This window comes from Bacteroidales bacterium, assembly GCA_023229505.1.
In the GTDB taxonomy this organism is placed as follows: Bacteria; Bacteroidota; Bacteroidia; order Bacteroidales; family JAGOPY01; genus JAGOPY01.
On the sequence record JALNZD010000014.1, the window covers coordinates 17013 to 36363 of the forward strand.

Annotated in this window: 22 protein-coding genes; 8 read left to right on the top strand and 14 right to left on the bottom strand. The window is 41.8% G+C overall.

All coding sequences use genetic code 11. The annotated features are described in order from the left end of the window. Positions 1-78: 78 nt before the first annotated feature. On the top strand, positions 79-2391 hold the full coding sequence (locus M0Q51_06710) for a TonB-dependent receptor (GenBank protein MCK9399672.1): 2313 nt from the start codon (positions 79-81) through the stop codon (positions 2389-2391). A 17-nt stretch (positions 2392-2408) separates the two neighbouring features. Here M0Q51_06710 and M0Q51_06715 read toward each other — a convergent pair whose 3' ends face one another. Beyond that, on the bottom strand, positions 2409-3113 hold the full coding sequence (locus M0Q51_06715) for a response regulator transcription factor (protein ID MCK9399673.1): 705 nt from the start codon (positions 3111-3113) through the stop codon (positions 2409-2411). Beyond that, entirely contained in the window at positions 3079-4401 is a 1323-nt protein-coding gene (locus M0Q51_06720) for a HAMP domain-containing histidine kinase (GenBank protein ID MCK9399674.1), read from the bottom strand. Before M0Q51_06720 ends, M0Q51_06715 begins: the two co-directional genes overlap by 35 nt. Before the next feature lie 142 nt (positions 4402-4543). Here M0Q51_06720 and M0Q51_06725 point away from each other — a divergent pair, with 142 nt between their 5' ends. After that, positions 4544-4840, top strand: coding sequence for a hypothetical protein (locus tag M0Q51_06725; GenBank protein ID MCK9399675.1), 297 nt, complete (start codon positions 4544-4546; stop codon positions 4838-4840). Positions 4841-4938: 98 nt separating this feature from the next. Next, positions 4939-5376, top strand: a complete 438-nt coding sequence (locus M0Q51_06730; protein ID MCK9399676.1) for an OsmC family protein — start codon at positions 4939-4941, stop codon at positions 5374-5376. Positions 5377-5421: 45 nt separating this feature from the next. On the opposite strand, the gene dtd is transcribed toward M0Q51_06730, so the two are convergent. Continuing rightward, entirely contained in the window at positions 5422-5874 is a 453-nt protein-coding gene (gene dtd, locus M0Q51_06735; GenBank protein ID MCK9399677.1) for a D-aminoacyl-tRNA deacylase, read from the bottom strand. Between the two features lie 101 nt (positions 5875-5975). Here dtd and M0Q51_06740 point away from each other — a divergent pair, with 101 nt between their 5' ends. After that, on the top strand, positions 5976-6698 hold the full coding sequence (locus tag M0Q51_06740) for a pyridoxine 5'-phosphate synthase (GenBank protein MCK9399678.1): 723 nt from the start codon (positions 5976-5978) through the stop codon (positions 6696-6698). 18 nt (positions 6699-6716) lie between these two features. Next, complete coding sequence (locus M0Q51_06745; protein MCK9399679.1) at positions 6717-7490, top strand: alpha/beta fold hydrolase; 774 nt, start codon at positions 6717-6719, stop codon at positions 7488-7490. Between the two features lie 6 nt (positions 7491-7496). On the opposite strand, the gene tatC is transcribed toward M0Q51_06745, so the two are convergent. The 8 genes from tatC to M0Q51_06785 all read right to left on the bottom strand — a co-directional run bounded on the left by tatC (position 7497) and on the right by M0Q51_06785 (position 13373). Next, on the bottom strand, positions 7497-8339 hold the full coding sequence (tatC, locus tag M0Q51_06750; GenBank protein MCK9399680.1) for a twin-arginine translocase subunit TatC: 843 nt from the start codon (positions 8337-8339) through the stop codon (positions 7497-7499). A 59-nt stretch (positions 8340-8398) separates the two neighbouring features. Continuing rightward, on the bottom strand, positions 8399-8902 hold the full coding sequence (locus M0Q51_06755; protein MCK9399681.1) for a DsrE/DsrF/DrsH-like family protein: 504 nt from the start codon (positions 8900-8902) through the stop codon (positions 8399-8401). A 23-nt stretch (positions 8903-8925) separates the two neighbouring features. Continuing rightward, on the bottom strand, positions 8926-9237 hold the full coding sequence (locus tag M0Q51_06760; protein ID MCK9399682.1) for a TusE/DsrC/DsvC family sulfur relay protein: 312 nt from the start codon (positions 9235-9237) through the stop codon (positions 8926-8928). Between the two features lie 41 nt (positions 9238-9278). Then, positions 9279-9968 (bottom strand): DUF1641 domain-containing protein, encoded by a 690-nt coding sequence (locus tag M0Q51_06765; GenBank protein MCK9399683.1) that lies wholly within the window; start codon positions 9966-9968, stop codon positions 9279-9281. Between the two features lie 17 nt (positions 9969-9985). Next, positions 9986-11218 carry an NAD(P)/FAD-dependent oxidoreductase gene (locus M0Q51_06770; GenBank protein ID MCK9399684.1) on the bottom strand — a complete coding sequence of 411 codons (1233 nt, stop codon included), beginning with the start codon at positions 11216-11218 and terminating at the stop codon, positions 9986-9988. Positions 11219-11369: 151 nt separating this feature from the next. Beyond that, positions 11370-11789: a PIN domain-containing protein gene (locus M0Q51_06775; GenBank protein ID MCK9399685.1), complete on the bottom strand. Its 420-nt coding sequence runs from the start codon at positions 11787-11789 to the stop codon at positions 11370-11372. Beyond that, positions 11789-12037, bottom strand: coding sequence for a DUF6364 family protein (locus M0Q51_06780; GenBank protein ID MCK9399686.1), 249 nt, complete (start codon positions 12035-12037; stop codon positions 11789-11791). The genes M0Q51_06775 and M0Q51_06780 overlap by 1 nt, the downstream gene beginning before the upstream one ends. Before the next feature lie 67 nt (positions 12038-12104). Beyond that, positions 12105-13373, bottom strand: a complete 1269-nt coding sequence (locus M0Q51_06785) for an S-adenosylmethionine:tRNA ribosyltransferase-isomerase (protein ID MCK9399687.1) — start codon at positions 13371-13373, stop codon at positions 12105-12107. Positions 13374-13427: 54 nt separating this feature from the next. Here M0Q51_06785 and pssA point away from each other — a divergent pair, with 54 nt between their 5' ends. Beyond that, a complete protein-coding gene (gene pssA / locus M0Q51_06790) occupies positions 13428-14159 on the top strand; it encodes a CDP-diacylglycerol--serine O-phosphatidyltransferase (GenBank protein MCK9399688.1) in 732 nt (243 codons plus the stop codon). On the opposite strand, the gene M0Q51_06795 is transcribed toward pssA, so the two are convergent. Further along, the gene (locus M0Q51_06795) at positions 14139-14561 is read right to left on the bottom strand and encodes a DCC1-like thiol-disulfide oxidoreductase family protein (protein ID MCK9399689.1); all 423 of its coding nucleotides are present in this window, start codon (positions 14559-14561) and stop codon (positions 14139-14141) included. The two genes, pssA and M0Q51_06795, sit on opposite strands and share 21 nt — an antisense overlap. A gap of 113 nt (positions 14562-14674) precedes the next feature. On the opposite strand from M0Q51_06795, the gene icd reads away from it, so the two are divergent. Both icd and M0Q51_06805 read left to right on the top strand, forming a co-directional pair. Continuing rightward, on the top strand, positions 14675-16045 hold the full coding sequence (gene icd / locus M0Q51_06800) for an NADP-dependent isocitrate dehydrogenase (protein ID MCK9399690.1): 1371 nt from the start codon (positions 14675-14677) through the stop codon (positions 16043-16045). Between the two features lie 106 nt (positions 16046-16151). Next, positions 16152-17474, top strand: coding sequence for a citrate (Si)-synthase (locus tag M0Q51_06805; protein ID MCK9399691.1), 1323 nt, complete (start codon positions 16152-16154; stop codon positions 17472-17474). On the opposite strand, the gene M0Q51_06810 is transcribed toward M0Q51_06805, so the two are convergent. Both M0Q51_06810 and M0Q51_06815 read right to left on the bottom strand, forming a co-directional pair. Beyond that, positions 17449-18693, bottom strand: coding sequence for an ATP-binding protein (locus M0Q51_06810; protein MCK9399692.1), 1245 nt, complete (start codon positions 18691-18693; stop codon positions 17449-17451). The genes M0Q51_06805 and M0Q51_06810 overlap by 26 nt on opposite strands. A gap of 26 nt (positions 18694-18719) precedes the next feature. After that, a complete protein-coding gene (locus tag M0Q51_06815) occupies positions 18720-19328 on the bottom strand; it encodes an ACP phosphodiesterase (GenBank protein MCK9399693.1) in 609 nt (202 codons plus the stop codon). Positions 19329-19351 lie beyond the last annotated feature (23 nt).

The following is a 19351-nucleotide window of genomic DNA, read 5'->3' on the forward strand; positions in this document are numbered from 1 at the left end:
TCAGGAATTATTTTTATCCTGCCTGTCGGGATTATTGATAATTTTGCCCTTTTCGCTCAATTATTCAATTCATAACTGATGAAACGCCTTATTCTTGCTGCCCATTTGCTTCTCATCTCTACACTTTCATTCAGTCAGACAGGTACGATAAAAGGTTTTATATATGACAAAGCTTCCGGTGAGCCGGTCATTTTCACCAATGTGTATCTTTATCAGACTTCTTATGGATCTGCGACTGACGTAAACGGTTATTTTATTATTACGAAAGTACCTGCAGGGGATTATACACTTATGGTGACATACCTTGGATATGACACTTTAAGAATACCGGTTAGTCTTCAGGCAGGAGGTGTTATTGCCAAACAGCTTTATATGCAGGGATCTGCCATTAATTTGGAAACCATAAACATTTCAGCTGAATACCAGGAAGCCAGGACCGAGACGAAAACTTCTGTCGTGAAGATAACCCCAAAAGATATTGGCCAGATCCCTTCAATCGGAGGTCAGCCCGACCTCGCCCAATACCTGCAGGTGATGCCCGGGGTGGTTTTTACCGGGGACCAGGGAGGCGAATTATACATCCGTGGCGGGTCACCCATCCAGAACAAAGTCCTGCTGGATGGTGTGACGGTTTATAAAGCATTTCATTCAATCGGATTATTCAGCGTTTTTGAAACTGATATTATCCGGAATGCTGATGTGTATACCGGTGGATTCGGCGCAGAATACGGAGGCCGGATATCATCGGTGATGGACATTACAACACGGGACGGAAACCGGCAAAGGTTTGCAGGAAAAATCGGGGCGAGTACTTTCGGTGCCAACCTGCTGTTAGAGGGCCCGTTTAAAAAGGCGAAAGAAAATGGTGGAGGCAGCACGGGATTTATCCTTTCTGCTAAAGGATCATTCCTTGAGCAAAGTTCTAAGTTATTCTACAATTATATCGATACAGCAGGCCTGCCTTTTAATTTCATTGACCTGTACGGGAAAATATCTGTTCAGGCAGCCAACGGGAGTAAGATCAATTTTTATGGTTTTCATTACCGAGATAAAGTCGATGGATATAAAGCCCTTTCCGATTTTAACTGGCACAGCACGGGCGTAGGTACAAATTTCCTCGTTATTCCTGGAAGATCATCTTTTATAATGGAAGGGCATATTGCCTATTCGGATTATACGATATCTCTCGCCGAAGAAACCAGTCCGGAAAGAACCAGTTCTATTTCAGGCTTTGATGTCGGACTTGATTTTACTTACTTCCTGGGCAAAGATGAACTTAAATTCGGTATTGAACAAATTGGTTCCAGCACGGATTATACCTTTGAAAATGCGGCCAAAATTGAAATCAAACAGGCGGAAAATACAACTGAGATCGGCCTTTATGCCAAATATAAACTTACGGCCGGTAAGTTTCTGATTGAACCGAGTTTCAGGCTCCAATGGTATGCTTCTTTATCCACTGCTTCCCCGGAACCCAGGCTGGCAATCAAATACAATGTCACTAACCATTTCAGGCTGAAATTCGCAGGCGGGCTTTATTCCCAGAACCTGATCAGTGCCCGTTCCGACAGGGATGTGGTTAATTTGTTTTATGGTATTCTTTCAGGACCTGATAATTTACCGGATTATTTTGACGGGCACCTCAGAAAACATGCCCTGCAAAAAGCGACCCACCTGATCCTCGGGACAGAGCTTGATATTAGCGGGAAAATATCTGTTAATTTTGAAGCTTATTACAAAATATTCAACCAGTTAACTAATTTAAATCGCAATAAGATTTATGACGAGGATAAATCTCCTGAAAAACCTGGTTTGCTCAAAGAAGATTTCATCTTAGAAAAAGGTGATGCATATGGATTAGATATAACCCTGAAGTATGACCAACGAAGGTTTTATTTCTGGATAGTTTACTCTTATGCATTTGTGAATCGTTATTATGAAGATATTGACAGTGTTCTTCAGCATTACTACCCTCACTTCGATCGCCGAAACAATATAAACCTGGTAGGAACTTATCGTTTTGGCTCCCAAATGACATGGGAACTCAGTGCCAGGTGGAACTTTGGCTCGGGATTTCCATTTACCCAGACGCAGGGATACTATGAAAAAGTCTCATTTGATAATGGCATCTATTCTGATTATATTTCCAACAATGGAGAACTTGGCATTATTTACGGCGATCTTAATGAAGGCAGGTTGCCTACTTACCATCGGCTCGACGTGAATTTTAAAAAGAGATTTTACCTGAGCGAAGTATCAAAGATTGATATCGATCTCAGCCTGGTGAATGTATATAAGCGGAAAAATGTGTTTTACCGTGACCGGATCACCGGCGAAATCGTCAATCAGTTGCCATTTATGCCCAGCCTGGGTATTACCTGGACCTTCTAACAGCAGAATTGCAATCTTTACTTTGCTTCCAGCTTGAATCCCGTTCCATGGACGTTAGTGATATAAATGGTAGGATCTTCTTTTAAGTACTTCCGGAGTTTGGCGATAAAGACGTCCATACTGCGCCCGATAAAATAATCATCATTACCCCAGACTGATTTTAAGGCAATTTCGCGGGCAAGCAAATGGTTCCGGTTTTCATAAAGTAATTTTAAAAGGGCGTTTTCTTTGCGCGTGAGGACCCTTTCTTCTTCATCAAGCCGGAGTATCATATTTTTATGATCAAAAATATATCTTCCTATTAGGTACAATGGCTCTTCTTCCTTGACCGATGTCTGCAATTGGGCCATATAACGTTTCAGAATAGCCTGAATGCGCAGGCTGAGTTCTTCCGTGCTGAAAGGTTTCATGATATAATCATCGCATCCAAGGCGGAATCCTTTGATACGGTCCTCTTTCAGTGATTTGGCTGTAAGAAAAACAATCGGAATCGCTTCATTGATCTTTTTAATCTCTTCGGCAAGCGTGAACCCATCCATGACCGGCATCATGATGTCGAGAATACATAAATGAAACTGGCTGTTACGGAAAGCCAGGAGACCTTCTTTTCCATTTCTGCAAAGTGTGATATCATAATTCATCATCTCGAGGTAATCCTGAAGGACAATGCTTAAATTAGGATCATCTTCAACGAGAAGAATCCGTGGTTTCGTGTTGGTCATAATCCTTTGCCGATTTTAAAACGAAGGGTAAATATACATCAAATCTGCTTCCCTTATTCAATTCGCTTTTTAAATTTATATGACCACCATGGGCTTCAACAATGGTTTTGACATAGTATAATCCAATGCCAAAGCCTTTTACATTATATATGTTTCCGGTTGGGACCCGATATAGTTTTTTAAAAATCTGTTGCTGGTTTTCGAGACTTATACCAATTCCCCTGTCCTCAACTGAAATGATGAGGCCCCTATCGGTATTTTGCGTGCCTATTCTTATCCACGGCGCTTCAGGGGAATATTTGTTCGCATTGTCAAGCAAATTTGTGATGACATTTGTCAAATGCACCTTATCAGCATAAATATGGAATTTATTCGCACAATAATGAGTCTTAATTTCCCCATTCCTTTCCTTAACGGTTAAGCCAAAATTTTCAATCACTTCATTGATAATCTCATGCACATCGATCTCTCTTTTCTTCAGTCGGAATTGTCCTCTCTCCAGCAAGGATACGCTTAGAATCTGTTCTACATGATTTTGCAACCGGGTGTTTTCATCGAAAATAATTTTAGCGTACCGCTGAGTTCTGGCAGGATCCTCCAAGATGGATTTTTTCATGAGCATTTCACTCGCTAAAGAGATGGTTGCAATCGGGGTCTTAAACTCATGGGTCATATTATTGATAAAATCGGATTTCATTCCCGAAACCTTCTTCTGGCGGTTAAAAATATATAGGGAATAAGGAAAGCCAATGATAAGGATTATGGCGAATATGATAGAAAGGATAATCCAGTTCACCATCCTCATCAGGATCAGGTTTTGCTCGTCCGGGAAATAGGCTGATAATACATAATGATCAGAATCAAAGAAACCTATCATAGGAACCTGATGGTGGGAAGAAACCAGTTCTTTCCCATAGCGTTCATAAATCCCGGTAACTATTGAACCATCCCTCAAATCTATAATAGCAAATTCATACCCTTTTCCGATTTTCATGCAATTGAACTCTTCACTAATCTTGAAATTAAGCAGGTTAAGGTTCAGATCATGGATATCCGGCAAATTAGCAGGTGGATTTTCCATATTGGAACCGGATTTTTTTCCAGACTTTTTCAACTCGAAATTCAGCATCTGGTCCGAAACCCCCTTTAATGCAATCCTCACACTGCCGGTGAACTGCTCATCCATCAGGTTGTAAGCCTCCCTCACATAATATATCTGCGTGAAGAAAATTCCCAGCAATGCTATGGAGTTTATTAAGATGATCAGCTGAAAAAGATTCTTCTTCATTTAGTTAAAATATGCGGAAATTTAAAGATAATTAAATGTTAACATATAATTAACAGTTTTTAACAACCGTTTAACATTGGATGTATGGAATAGATGCTATATTTGCTTCAGAAAACATAATTAATATTATAAATTCAAAAGTATGAAAAAACTCGTTCTATTTCTCGCAATTATCGGCTTTGTGGCTTTTGGCGCCTTAAGCATTCAGAATCTTGTAGCATCTTCCACGCAGGTTGAAATGGTAAAGTTCGATAAGGACCCCAAAAAAGCCAGTGACAAGAAGGTCTCAGAATCTAAAGACACAAAGACTGAAGCTAAAACTACAGAAGCCGATGCTAAAGATTGTCCTTCAACTTGTTCAGATAAGTCAGCTTCTTCCAAATCATGTTGTGATAAGGAAAAAGAAAGTTGTTCAAAATCATGTCCTGATAAAAAGTAAGAATTTTTCTTTAATTAATTTGGTTTTTGGCCTTCCGTAGCGATGTGGAAGGCTTTTTTATTGAATGAAGATCACTAATTTAGCTGAATAATAATCAAGTGGAAACAGCCAAAACTATTTATCGGGGCGATCTCAGGACAGAGGCGCTTCATGTACAATCCGGTGTAACGATTACTACGGATGCACCCTTGGATAACCAGGGCAAAGGTGAGTTCTTTTCACCAACTGATCTTGTGGCAACAGCGCTGGGAAGCTGCATGCTTACTATTATTGGTATTGCTGCACGAACACACGGTTTTAGCATTGATGGGACTGAAGCGGCTATAACTAAATTGATGCTTTCCAATCCGAGAAGAATAGAAGCGGTGAGAATTGAGTTTAATTTTCCAGACTTTGCTTATTCGGATAAACAAAAAGAAATTATCGAAAGAGCAGGCCGCACCTGCCCGGTTGCACTGAGCCTACACCCGGATTTAAAGCAGAATATTACTTTCAATTTTAAGAGTCAGGACTCAGAATTAAAAATTAAAAATTAAAATCCCCAACTTAACATTCAACATTTAAAACTTAAAATTAAATTTTTATTCCCTTGACTTGCTGTCGATAATAATAGTGACCGGCCCGTCATTGATAAGCTGAATCTGCATCATGGCGCCGAATTCCCCGGTTTTAACGTCTTTTCCCAGATCAGAACTTAATTGCTTTACAAATTTCTCATAAAGCGGAATAGCGGTTTCAGGCCTGGCTGCGTGGATATAAGATGGCCTGTTCCCTTTCTTTGTGCTGGCATGCAGGGTAAACTGACTTATTACCAATATTTCACCATTTACTTCCATAACCGGAAGATTCATTACCCCGCCGGTATCATTGAAAATCCTCATCCTGCAGATCTTTCCGCAAAGCCACCCGATATCTTCCTGTCCGTCAGATTCTTCAATACCTAATAAAACAAGTAAACCTGGACCAATCCGGCTCTTTAAATTACCGCCAATGCTGACGCTGGCTTGTGTAACCCGTTGGATAACTGCTCTCATGATATTTCAAAGTTCGTGAAGATTTGCCAATCAGCAACCATCACCCTTTAAATTTATTAGCTTTGCTTTCCGGTATCAATATTATTTACTATTCAGGACTTATGGTTCGTTTGAGTGTTAATATCAATAAAATTGCCACGTTACGCAATGCCAGGGGCGGCAATGTGCCCGATGTTGTGAAAGCAGCCCTGGATTGTGAAAGATTCGGCGCCCAGGGAATTACCGTTCATCCCCGGCCGGATGAGCGTCATATCCGGTTCCTGGATGCACGGGACCTGAAGCCATTACTCAAGACCGAATTCAACATTGAAGGGAACCCAACCCCGGATTTTATCAAGCTGGTGCTGGAGATTATCCCTGCCCAGGTGACTCTCGTTCCTGACACTGCCGGCCAGCTTACATCTGATCACGGCTGGGACACGATTAAGAACCTCGGAAAACTCAGGGAAATCATCGCTGAATTTCATCGTTCAGGCATAAGAACTTCCATTTTTTTAGATCCTGATGTTAAAATGATTGAGTATGCGCAGGCAACGGGTACTGACAGAATTGAGCTATACACTGAAAGCTTCGCGAAGGAATTCCCGAAAAACAGGGATGTAGCCATCCTTCCGTATGCAGAAGCGGCAAATGCAGCGCAGAAGCTAGGTCTTGGGCTCAATGCAGGTCATGATCTCAATCTCGATAATTTGAATTATTTCGCCGCGAATATTCCGGGGTTACTGGAGGTTTCCATTGGCCATGCCTTGATTTGTGATGCTCTTTATTTTGGGTTGGAGAATGCCATTCAACTTTACCTGCGGCAGTTAAAACATACATTTTAATCTTAGGATCAATACCTGATGGATCTTTTTTACAGGGAATATGGAGAAGGACAGCCTATAGTCATTCTTCACGGATTACTGGGGATTTCCGATAATTGGGTGGGTATTGCCAGGAAGATTGCTGAGGAAGGATACAGGGTGTTGATCCCGGATCAGCGCAATCATGGGCAATCGCCGCAACATCCAGTCTTCAATTATTATGCTCTGACGGATGATATCTCGGAATTCATTGAAACAAAAAGTTTAGACAAGCCCATCATCCTGGGTCACTCAATGGGTGGAAAGGTCGCGATGCGCTACACGCTGGAAAATCCTAATTCAGTGAGCAGGATAATTATTGTCGATACCAGCCTCAGAACGTACGTCAGGTTTGATTACCATCTTAAGTTTATCGATGCAATGCTTTCAGTTGATTTCAGCCGGTCAGGCAGCCGGCAGGAAGTTGAAAAGGTGCTTTCAGAGAAAATCAGCGATGAACGCCTGGTTCAATTCCTGTTGAAGAATCTTTATTGGAAGGAGAAAAATCTTTTGGCATGGCGGCCTAACCTGCAGGCAATCAGCTATCACATTGAGGCAATGTATGACGGGGTTTTTTATTCGACCCGTTTTGAAAAACCGGCCCTTTTTATCAGGGGAGGCAAATCAGATTACATCCTTGAGGAGGATTATACGGCCATTTATCAGAATTTTCCTCAGGCGATTATCAGGACCATTGAAAATGGCACTCACTGGGTCCATGCCGATGAGCCTGCAGAATTCTATCGCCTGTTATTAGAATTTTTAAAATCCTGAATGCCTTTAACCAGCAAATTTAGCCGTTTGTTTTTTATATACCCTTACCGAAACAAAGATGCTGAATTCGTAAAGCCCCATCAGCGGGATGGTAACAAGTATCTGGCTGAAAACATCAGGCGGGGTAATAATAGCAGCAATTGTGAGCAGGATGACCAGCACATATTTCCGGTTCTTTTTCATGAATGCAGGTGTCAGGATGCCCACTTTTGTAAGGAAGAAAACAATAATGGGCAATTCAAACACTAAGCCGCATGCCAGGGTAACAGATACGACAGTGCTGATATATGAACTCAGCGTAATGGTATTGGTGACCGCAGTGCTCACCTGGTAGGATGAAAAAAAGTTGATGGTAAGAGGGACAATAAGATAATAGCTGAAGAGCATGCCAATAATAAACAGAATAGAGCTATACACAACCGCACCTTGTGAATATTTTTTTTCATTGGGTAAAAGGGCAGGCCTGATAAAACTCCATATTTCCCATAACAGGTAAGGAATAGCAATTACAACAGCTGCCATCATCGAAACATAGACATGGGTCATGAACTGCCCGGACATCTGGATATTAACGATTTCCATGGGGACGGTGCCCATACATAAATCCAGGGAAAGCCATCTGCCTATCGCACAGAAAGCCCGGTAAGTAATAAAATCGGGATCTTTCGGAGCCAGGAGGATTTCATCAAAAATAAATCTGCGCATTATAAAAGCTGCGATTGCCAGCAGGAGCAGTATAATGACTGACCTGACCAGATGCCATCGCAGCTCTTCAAGGTGCTCCCAGAAGCTCATCTCCTTTTCGGGAGATTTTTCGCCTTTCTTTTTATTTGAAGTTTCTTCAGCCATTCCTGGTAAATTCAGGCAAAATTAGTAAAAAGGAAGGCTTTATGGAGAATAAAAATTCATCAGGTAAAGATGATCTGTGAGCCTTCTCCACCTGCTAATTCATAAAACTCGCCGACAGTAATAATTCCTTTTACATGTTCACTCAGATCTTCTTTGCGAACTTTGAACATATCTGCAGCTAACTTGCAGGCATAAAGATTGCCACCTCCGGCTACAAACAATTCGATGAATTCGCTGACCGGCGGAACATCCAACTTGTCCATCTGTTTTTTCATCATGGATGAAACCATCGCTTCCATGCCAGGTATTACACCCAGCCAGGTCGGCATACGAGCCCCACCAGGAAGTCTCATCGCAGGATTGCCTACGACACCCGTATGTAGTTTATCCATCCTTCTTTTCATGATGGCTTCAAGACCGAAAAAGGTGAAGAAAAGGTTCGCTTCTATTCCCTCCATTACGGCGCCGTTCCCCATCACAAAAGCTGCATAAACATCTTCAAGAGATCCTTTTGCACAGATGATGGAAACTTTCTTAATCGGATTTGATTTTACATTACTCATAATAGTTTTTTGTTATTAGATTGTCAGACACAGCTTTCCGGTTTCGGAATGCCGGCTATTTTTGTGGATTTTTTTAATGGTGCTCCGGGAAACATCTGGTAAAAATCTTTCACATCAACGATACCGGATTTATTGATGCCGCGGATAGAAAGCGCTTCGCCCTTAGCAAATCTTTCCCGTAGATAATTAAGGACCAAAAAATGCTTTTCGGTCAGTACAACTCCTTCTTCTTTTGCAATTTCTATTGCAATTTCCTTTGTCCATTGAGATGGATTAGTGAAGTATCCTTCATCAGTGACGTCAACCGTGATGCCTGCATAAGTTTTATTTGCCATAGGATTGAGATTTAATTAGAATGAAAGAATATTAAAAAGAATTACTGCTTTACTTGGGAATTTTCGGGTTGTATTTCGTTCAACCGTTTCAGGAAAGTGATCATGAATCCTATCCCTTTTTTCATTTCCGGCTTCCGGAATTGCATTAATGCCTTGAAAAGAGAGTACTCCTCAATATTTTCCATATCAAGATTTTTATAAATAGCCAAAGCATTATTAATAGCTTTCAACATGTCAGGCTGGGTGAGGTTCCTGAAAGTTTCCATAATGAAAACGATATTGTCGGACAGTGCTTTGATATCTTCTGCCTTAAAATGGGTGACGATGTTATCGAGCGACCTGCTGAGCTCGCGGAAAAAGTCGATATAACCTCTTTTTTCCAGTTCATTCAGCTTGCTTATCGCATCGAGACCCACCTGGTGAATGATCGGGCTGACATCTTTCAGGAAGTCATTGATACTCTCGAGTACTTCCAGAAACTCATTTATATTGCCAATATTTCTGATCAGCTTCAAGCCAATCCCTGCCAGCGCATCCGGGTCAACTTCCACCCCTGCTTTATCCAGCTGTATTACTGTGTTTTTAAAAACATCCTTCCCTATGATATAAGCATCATCGGCCAGGTCTTGTAACGACTGACGCGATTCCCGCTGGGCATATACCTCTTCCAGGATAAGATCCAGCTTTTGGTTGATCGCATCGATTTGGGCCTGAATAATTTCTTCTGACATGGGTTGTAGATTTAATACTATTCAAGTTTTTTACCAGCCATCGTCATCTGCGTGTCAATTGGCATTTCTTTTCCTTTCAGCAGGATGTTCCAGTAAATCCAGCGGAACAAGAGTTTCCCGTAATGATTCATCCGGGTTTCCTTTAACAAGCCAAAAGGACCAAGGCCTGGAAATGGGAAATGACCCGGCAATGGCTCTGTTTCGTAATTAAAGTCGATCAGGGCTCCCATGCCATGACCGGTTTCAATATAGCAGTTTGCATGGCCATCAAAACTTGCGGTGAACGGCCGGTTTTCGATATAGCAAAGGATGTTTTCGTGGAGGATCTCCGCCTGAAAATGAACTACAGATCCGGCTTTTGAAGTGGGAAAATTCCCCGCATCACCAATCACAAAAATATTCTCAAACTTTTCCGACTGAAGTGTGTGCTTGTTGGTCGGGACGAAATTGAAATCATCTCCCAGTCCGCTTCTTTCAATCATCTGGTCTCCGGTATGAACAGGGATCGTAACCAGCAGATCGAATGGAACTTCAGTGCCGCCATAGTCGATAATCTTTTTATTTTTGTTATCGACTTCAGCCAGGCTGAAATCAGTAACAAGTTTGATATTTTTTTCCTCAAGAAGATTTCCAAGCATTTGGGATGCTTTTGGTTTGGTAAAAGCACCCGAAAGGGGAGTGACATAGGTAATAGTGACTTTCTGACGCATTCCCCTCTCGATGAAGAATGCATCAGCAAAAAACGAAAATTCCAGTGGTGCTACCGGACATTTAATCGGCATTTCAGCGATATTTACCACCAGATTTCCTCCTTCCCAGGTTTTAAAAAACTTCTGCAACGCCAGGGCGCCCTTAAGGGTGTAGAAATCAAAAATGTTCTTATACCATAATTCTCCTTTTAGGCCCGGAGTCTCTTCAGGATTAATATGTGTACCTGTGGCAATTATCAAGATATCATAATTCAGGGCCTCACCATCTGCCAATAAAACCCTGTTTTGGCCGGTGTCAACCTTATCAATTTTTCCATAAATAAAGTTCACTCCATAGGGAATGAAATTATTTTTGGGCTTTATCACATCCCTTTCCTGGTACATGCCAAAAGGGATAAACAGGAAACCCGGCTGATAATAGTGGATTTTCTCCTGGTCAATGATCGTAATATGCCATTCGTCCCTGGGTAAATCTTTTCGCATCTTATTTGCCATGATGGTGCCGCCTGTGCCTGCACCTAAAATCAGAAGCTTTTTCATATTATGTGAAATTATTAACAGCAAATTTATAAATAATATGCCAATTGACATAGGTACAACTAAACATTACTGCAATTTAGACAGGTTTCTAAAGAAGGAGCAGGACGAGAATGGGAGGCTGGGCCATCTACTCGATTGCAGGCAGGCCTGATTATTTTGGTAATGATTTAAGGTACAATTCAGGAGAGAGTATTGAGAGATTACTATTTTGGTAGTCCTTTAAATTCCGGGTGATTAAAACTTTAATTTGAATATCTTTCTTTGCAGTTTCATTTTGAATGGAATCTTCGAAGTCCTTAAAATTAGACTTCAGGGAATCAAGAATTGCCTTTTTGGTTACATCAACTATTTCAACAACTTCTGCAAGTTGACTAAGCTTAGATATTACTTTTGAATGTGAGGAAAACTTTTTCAATAAGTAATAGCAGTTTGCAAAAGTTAGAGCTGAGACGCAAACCTGAATATTTTTGTATTCTGAAAGAGAAAGAATAATTGCAGCTTGCTCGGAGTAAGGCTTTCTATCAATAAGAAAATCGATAATTACATGTGTATCAACAAATACTTTTTGCATTATTTATTATATTTTTCAGAAAGAATCTTAGACAATTCGGTCTTATAATCGAAATCTTCAGGTGCTTTAAATGATCCCATAAGAGCTTTTACTTTTGGGCTAATACTAAAATCGTCTTTGTCAGAAGAGGTAATATTTTTCAAATAATTTTCTATCAGGTCAGAGAGACTTCTGCCTGAATTTTTCGCGTATCTCTTAGCTTTAATGATAATTTGGTTATCGATTGAAAGTGTCAATTTGGTATTCATATACGTGCTAATTAGAATGCAAATATACGTAATTAAATTATTTGAATTAAGTTATTTTATGTCGGGGTCATCTACGAATAAAGAACAAACAACTATCGCCATAACTCAGAAACCGGAAATCATGATCCAGGGCGTATTGATAGGCTTTTCGCCAGTCGTCACCGATAAAGGCTGCAATGAGCAGAAGTAACGTGCTCCGCGGCTGGTGGAAATTGGTGATGAGGATATCGGGAAAACGAAACCGGTAGCCCGGGGCGATCATAAGGTTTGTTTTGCCTTTCAGTGATGTTGAACCGGATTTTTTACATGCATTGATTACTGCATCAAGAGAATCTTCCCGGGTTATTGTAAATTCCCCGAGCAGATCATAAGGGTCCCATTGTCCGACATTCATAACAAGTCCGTCAGAAAGTCCGTTGATAACCTTAACGCCATGCCAGTAAAGGCTTTCCAGCAAGCGGGTGGTAGTAGTCCCGACTGCTATGATTGGTTTATGAAGGGATGTCCTAAGCGATTCTAATGATTCCACTGGTAAATAAACCTGTTCAGCATGCATTTCATGACCGCCAAGATTACCCGAGATCACAGGCCTGAACGTTCCGGCCCCTACGTGGAGGATGAATTTGAGAAAATCAATGTTTCTGTCTTTAAGCGAAGCTAACACTTCATCTGAAAAATGCAAACCGGCAGTCGGGGCAGCAACTGATCCATCATGCCTTGCATAAATAGTCTGATAAGTCACTTCATCCTGTCTGACCGGCTTCCGGTTTATGTAAGGCGGAAGAGGGATTTTGCCGAACTGTTCAAGGACTTCGGAGAAAGTCAGGCCGGCTGGTGTCCACCTGAACTGGATTTGTGAAGTGCCTCCTTCTATCTTCATCACCCTTTCGGCATAAATTTTAATTGATTGCCCGTTATGATCCACGGAAATTTCTATTATCCCTCCCTTCCATCTCTTTGAATTTCCAACCAGGCATAGCCATTCAGCCTTCTCCTTTTGCTGAAAAGCCTGTTGATGATCGCGAAAAGGGGCCAGGGGCTCCAGGCAAAAAATTTCGATATGGCTTCCCGACTTTTTATGAAATAATAACCGGGCATGAATTACCCTTGTTTCATTTAAAATGACAAGGCTGTCAGATGGGAGATAATGACCGAGGTTAAAAAAAATATCTTCAGAAACCTGTCCCTGCTTGTAAATCAATAATTTCGAATGATCGCGCCTTTCCAGGGGAAATTGTGCAATTCGATTATCAGGAAGGGGATAATCATAACTGTCGATACTCAGTAGTTTCGGATTTATTTCATCTTCCATCAGGCAATTCCGATTATTTTTCATGCAAAGATAAAAAACCCTCTTTGTTTTGTATTTTTGCCCATATACCCGCTTTTGATGAGAATCAAAAATAATATTCCCAACCTGATAACCCTGCTGAACCTGATCAGCGGCAGCATTGCCATTATTCTGGCCTTTTCCGGGGAAATGATCCTTGCTTCCTGGTTCATCATCCTGGCAGCAATCCTTGATTTTTTCGACGGTATGATAGCAAGGCTTTTAAATGCGCGGTCTGAAATAGGAGCCCAGCTTGATTCACTAGCCGATGTTATTTCCTTTGGCCTGGCCCCGTCTGTCATAATGTATCAGCTTATCCTGCAAAGCCCGGGCATTCCATCCTGGAGCGCGGCAAGTGTGCCGCTGCTCCCGTTTGCAGCATTATTACTGGTTGTCAGCGGTGCTTTCCGCCTCGCTAAATTCAATACCGACCCCAAACAGGAGGTCGAGTTTAAAGGTTTGCCGATTCCATCAACCGGGCTGTTTATTGCAGCACTGCCCCTGATCATTAACCAATACAGGGAATCGGAAGGGCTGATTAAATTTATCCAAAACCATTATACACTTTTAGCAATCATTCTTTTCCTGTCATGGCTGATGGTTTCAAACATTCCAATGATATCACTGAAATTCAAGTATTTAAAATGGAAAGGGAATACTTACCGGTTCATTTTACTGGGTTCATCTATCGTTCTGATTTTACTCTTTCAATATAGTGCAGTCCCTATGATCATCTTTTTATATATTATCCTGTCTGTTGCAGGTACTTATTCAACCAATAATTCTTCCTGAGGTTTCCTGATCGGGAATCCGGCATTTCTCCCTTGTGCCGAACCATTTGGCTCTGTTCCGCGCTATTATGTCGTAGATCCCATCTCTCCATGGGCGGGGAATGATCAGGAACATGGCAAAGACCGAATAGGGTAGCCCGAGATAACCGGCAATCTTTAAGACCGCCGTTGATTTCATAAAAAACCGGCCTTCGTCGTAGAAGATGATTGTATCTTCTTTTACTGGCTGATTTTGAAGTTGTTGAAGGAAGGCTAATGCATTATCCGATTGTAATGAAGCAAATTTTAGCCTTTTTTTATGATCTTTTTTAAGAAGGAAATCCACAGCTCGATTACACAGGACGCAAACTCCGTCGAAGAATACGATTTTTTGCCATTGATAAGGATTATTCATGTTTCTCATTTGCTTATATTAATTAAACAAAAAATAAGATAGATGGTTTTCAAGATATTAAAAACTTTGTATATTTACCAGCCTTTTCCACTTTATTAGTGTACTAACGGAAAACCCATATTATGACTGGAGAAAAAATCAAAAAGACAGGTGGACAGTTGAATGTACCTGATAATCCCATCATTCCTTTCATCCGGGGGGATGGCATTGGCCCTGATATTTGGGCAGCTTCAGTGCGTGTATTTGATGCTGCTGTTCAAAAAGCTTACAATGGGAAGCGTAAAGTATCATGGCTTGAAGTGTTTGCCGGTGAGGAATCTTTCAACCGGACCGGTGAGTGGCTTCCACAGGAAACCATTAATCATTTCCGGGAATACCTGGTTGGGATCAAAGGCCCGTTGACCACACCGGTTGGAGGGGGGATCCGTTCGCTGAACGTTGCCCTCAGGCAAACTCTCGATCTTTACGTCTGCCTGAGGCCGGTGAAATATGTTAAAGGTGTGCCGTCTCCTGTCAAACACCCCGAGTTGGTTGATATTGTTATTTTCCGGGAGAACACGGAAGATATTTACTCGGGCATAGAATGGAAAAGCAAATCTCCTGAAGTACAGAAGGTTATCCGCTTTCTCCAGGAAGAAATGAAAGTGAAGAATATCCGCTTTCCTGAAACTTCCGGTATCGGGATCAAGGCGGTCTCTGAGGAAGGGTCAAAGAGGTTGATCCGTGCCGCAATCCAGTTTGCCCTCGCTGAAAACAGGAAATCGCTTACCCTGGTTCACAAAGGCAACATCATGAAATTTACTGAAGGGGCATTTATGAATTGGGGTTACGAACTGGCTTGTAACGAATTCCGGGATCATATTGTCACCCAACGGGAAAGCTGGATTTTATCCAATGTCGATAAAAATTCGGGTATAAGCGTCGAAGAAAATGCCAAACTTATTGAGCCTGGATACTATATGATGACCCCGGACCAGCAAAAAGCTGTGAGAGATGAGATTTTGGATTGTTTGAAACTGATGTCAACGCATGGCAATGGCCAGTGGAAAAAGAAACTGCTGATTAAGGACGCTATTGCGGATATCACGTTGCAGCAGGTTTTAACCAGGGCTAATGAGTTTGATGTGGTGGCCACCCTGAACCTGAATGGCGATTATATCTCCGACGCCCTGGCTGCGCAGGTTGGCGGGATCGGTATCGCCCCGGGGGCCAATATCAATTACGACACCGGTCATGCGATCTTTGAAGCAACCCATGGAACTGCACCTAAATACGCAGGCCTCGACCAGGTGAATCCCGGATCGGTGATCCTGTCGGGTGCCATGATGTTCAAATACCTGGGCTGGCATGAGGTTCATGACCTGATCTGGAAAGGTCTTGAAATTACCATTTCACAAAAGAAAGTCACTTATGATTTCCACCGGCAGATGGAAGGAGCTGCTTTATTGAAATGTTCCGAATTTGCCACCGCAATCATTGAGAATATGAAGTGATAGAAAAGTCTAAATTGATCAAACATTTTCTATATTAGCGCGTTAAAGAAGATATGACTGTAAGACTGTAAGACTGTAAGAAAATTAACTACAAATCAATTTATTCATGATAGGACTAAAAGAGAAACTTCGGCAAAAAATTGAAGAATGGAGACCAAGAACCAAACGATTGGTTGAAGAATTTGGTGATGTCGTGATCGACCAGGTCACCGTTGAAAAACTTATTGGCGGGATGAGGAACCTGAAAGTTCTTATTACTGATATATCCTATCTGGACCCGAATGAAGGCATCCGTTACCGGGGATATACTTTGCCGGAGGTGATAGAAAAGCTCCCAAAACCTAAGGGTGCTGAAATGCCTTACGTTGAAGGAGTTTGGTATTTATTGCTGACAGGGGATATCCCGACTCAACAGGACGTAGAAGAAGTTGTGGAAGAGTTCCAGAAAAGAAGGATACTACCGAAAGTCATATACGATGTGATTGACGCGGCGCCTTGCTGTAATCACCCGATGACTACCTTTGCTTCCGCTATCCTGGCTTTACACCCGGAATCTTTTTTTGTTAAGAAGTATAATGCCGGCATTTCAAAGTCTGAATATTGGGACCCGATGTTCGAAGATTCCATGAACCTGTTGGCGAAGCTTACTGAAATTGCCACCTATATCTATACTAAGCTTTACCGGGATGGGAAACGCATTCAATCCAACCCGAACCTTGATATGGGCGCCAATTTTGCTTTCATGATGGGTATTAAACCTCCATATGATGATGTTTCACGCATGCATTTCATTCTTCATGCCGACCATGAAAGCGGCAATGTGAGTGCACATACCGGGCATCTGGTTGCCAGCACCTTATCTGATGTATATCTATCCATTGCAGCGATGATCAACGGTTTAGCCGGCCCGTTGCACGGATTGGCCAACCAGGAAGTACTGCGCTGGTTGCAGGACCTTCGTGAACAACTTGGCGGTGATGATCCCACGGAGGAAGCTGTCAGGCAATATGTCTGGGAAACCCTCAATACTGGTCATCTTATCCCTGGATACGGCCATGCCGTATTGCGTAAAACCGATCCGAGGTATCTGATCCAGAGGGAATTCAGCCAGAAACATATGGCAGATGATCCGCTTTTCAAATATACCGACCTGCTTTACAAAGTGGTTCCCGAAATCCTTGCAGAACAGGGAAAGGCTAAAAATCCATGGCCAAACGTCGATGCGCAGTCCGGAATAATCCAATGGCACTATGGCGTCAGGGAATACGATTTTTACACCGTATTGTTTGGCATTGGAAGAGCTATTGGTATTTGCGCCAATATCATCTGGGATCGTGCTTTGATGTATTCCCTTGAGCGCCCTAAATCCATTACTACAGAAATGCTTGAGGAAATGGTGGGGATTAAGAAGAAGGGAGTTCCACAATAAATTTTGTTCCCTCTCCAATTATGCTTTCACAGCTGACTTTGCCTTTCATCGCTATTGTATATTTATAAACAATAGCCAATCCCAGTCCGTCCTGGAAAAGCTCCTGATCTATCATAGAGGTTTGCCGGTTATATTGGTCAAATATTTTATGGATCTTTTCCTGTTCAATACCAGGCCCTTCATTCTGGATAGTAAACAAAATATTTCCTTTTTTTTCAATCAGATGAATAGTGATTGATCTTTCCTCAGGGGTAAATTTGACGGCATTGGACAGTAAATTATCGAATATCTGGGTCACATAAACCCGGTTTAGTTTTGCTGCAATATCGGATAAATCCACCTTCAGCCGGATCCCTTTTTGTTCAATAAAATAACGGTAGTTTTCGATCAGTTCTTCAAGAATTGCCCGTATATTCAGCGGTTCCATCTTTAATTCAAAAACTTTTGATTCGATGGTGCTGACATCAAGAATTTCATTAATAAGATTGTTTATGCGCCTGATGCTGTTCCGGATAATGGCCAGGCCTTCCCGTTCGGTCTCATCGACATGCCCTTCGCGTGCATCCAACATTTCTGCCATGCAAAGGCTGCTGGTCAGAGGGTTTTTTATTTGATGAATGACTGTGCTGATAAGGTGATTTTTTTCTTCATTCAGCTTGGTCAGGTCATAATTCTGCTGCTCCAGTAAGACCTTTTGCTGGGAAATGCTTTCGCTTTGTTTTTCGATCAGATCTTTTTGCCGTTGAATCTTCAGGTAGCTTTTCGACAGCTTCTCTTCCAACACGTTCATGTCGCGCATTCTATGGATTAATTCCCTTAAAACTCCCCTGAGAATGTCAGGGTTACCTGCTGCATTCCGGTAAAAATCACGGTAATCAAGCCGGAGCAGCAAACAATTCTCGTCGGCTGTAACGGAAGCTGACCGGGTCCGCTGATCGATCAGGGCGTATTCGCCAAATACCTGCCCGGAAACCAGTCTGGCAAGAACATGATTCCCGTCGTGAACCCTTACTTTACCGCTTGCAATGATAAAAACCGCATCCCCTTCCTCACCTTTGCGGATGATGGTGCTTCCTTTTAACACTTCTTTTTCGGTAAGTGACGAAGCCATTTCCATCAGAACATCCTTGCCTGCTCCATCGAAAATAGGCAATTTGCTTAAAAACTCGAATTTTTCTTTGTCAGGCAGCAAGGCTGTTGATTTACTATTAATTGTCAAATTTAGTTAAAATAGGGATAAAAACATTATTCTATAGACGATGAACCGGCCTGAAGGTTACTTCTGTATCTATCAATATGATAGATTATTTCAGGGAAAAAGGCCCTGAATTCGTTTTCATATAAGGCATAATCGGCCTTCAGGTCCTGGATTGCATTCTCCATTCCTGAGGGGTGGCTTGTACGCCTCGACATTCCGTTAAATACCTTTTGAAGACTGTTGAGGTCACGATAACCGACCAGCCAGTTTTGGGTGATCATAAAAGGCAATATCCGTTTTGATCTGGGTGGAAGCAGGTGAAAGCGGCGGACAAGAAGGAAATACGTCCGGGCGACAAGCTGCTGCAAGTTTTCATAAGAAAAATCAGACCAATATTTAGCCAGGAAATGGTCATAATAAAGGTCGACAATAACACCTGCATACATCCGGTAATTAGCTGACAGGCGGCTTTTACTGGTTTTAAATACCGGGTGCTGATCTGTAAAACGGTCAATTTCACGGTGAAGCCTTATCCCACGCTCCATTCCTTCAGGGAAATTCTGTAATGAATTTCCTTTTACAGCATCAGCTACAAAATTTCCCACAATTACATCTTCTTCTTTCCCGGAAAGGTATAAATGGGCTAAAAAATTCATTTTTTTTATTACAAATTTATTTT

Coding starts and splice junctions, on each gene's coding strand:
- M0Q51_06785 (MCK9399687.1), bottom strand. CDS start 13,373: ATGAAAAATAATCGGAATTGCCTGATGGAAGATGAAATAAATCCGAAA.
- M0Q51_06770 (MCK9399684.1), bottom strand. CDS start 11,218: ATGAAAAAGCTTCTGATTTTAGGTGCAGGCACAGGCGGCACCATCATG.
- M0Q51_06720 (MCK9399674.1), bottom strand. CDS start 4,401: ATGAAGAAGAATCTTTTTCAGCTGATCATCTTAATAAACTCCATAGCA.
- tatC (MCK9399680.1), bottom strand. CDS start 8,339: ATGGCTGAAGAAACTTCAAATAAAAAGAAAGGCGAAAAATCTCCCGAA.
- M0Q51_06805 (MCK9399691.1), top strand. CDS start 16,152: ATGATAGGACTAAAAGAGAAACTTCGGCAAAAAATTGAAGAATGGAGA.
- dtd (MCK9399677.1), bottom strand. CDS start 5,874: ATGAGAGCAGTTATCCAACGGGTTACACAAGCCAGCGTCAGCATTGGC.
- M0Q51_06780 (MCK9399686.1), bottom strand. CDS start 12,037: ATGAATACCAAATTGACACTTTCAATCGATAACCAAATTATCATTAAA.
- M0Q51_06740 (MCK9399678.1), top strand. CDS start 5,976: ATGGTTCGTTTGAGTGTTAATATCAATAAAATTGCCACGTTACGCAAT.
- M0Q51_06755 (MCK9399681.1), bottom strand. CDS start 8,902: ATGAGTAATGTAAAATCAAATCCGATTAAGAAAGTTTCCATCATCTGT.
- M0Q51_06775 (MCK9399685.1), bottom strand. CDS start 11,789: ATGCAAAAAGTATTTGTTGATACACATGTAATTATCGATTTTCTTATT.
- M0Q51_06745 (MCK9399679.1), top strand. CDS start 6,717: ATGGATCTTTTTTACAGGGAATATGGAGAAGGACAGCCTATAGTCATT.
- M0Q51_06760 (MCK9399682.1), bottom strand. CDS start 9,237: ATGGCAAATAAAACTTATGCAGGCATCACGGTTGACGTCACTGATGAA.
- pssA (MCK9399688.1), top strand. CDS start 13,428: ATGAGAATCAAAAATAATATTCCCAACCTGATAACCCTGCTGAACCTG.
- M0Q51_06765 (MCK9399683.1), bottom strand. CDS start 9,968: ATGTCAGAAGAAATTATTCAGGCCCAAATCGATGCGATCAACCAAAAG.
- M0Q51_06815 (MCK9399693.1), bottom strand. CDS start 19,328: ATGAATTTTTTAGCCCATTTATACCTTTCCGGGAAAGAAGAAGATGTA.
- icd (MCK9399690.1), top strand. CDS start 14,675: ATGACTGGAGAAAAAATCAAAAAGACAGGTGGACAGTTGAATGTACCT.
- M0Q51_06725 (MCK9399675.1), top strand. CDS start 4,544: ATGAAAAAACTCGTTCTATTTCTCGCAATTATCGGCTTTGTGGCTTTT.
- M0Q51_06715 (MCK9399673.1), bottom strand. CDS start 3,113: ATGACCAACACGAAACCACGGATTCTTCTCGTTGAAGATGATCCTAAT.
- M0Q51_06710 (MCK9399672.1), top strand. CDS start 79: ATGAAACGCCTTATTCTTGCTGCCCATTTGCTTCTCATCTCTACACTT.
- M0Q51_06795 (MCK9399689.1), bottom strand. CDS start 14,561: ATGAGAAACATGAATAATCCTTATCAATGGCAAAAAATCGTATTCTTC.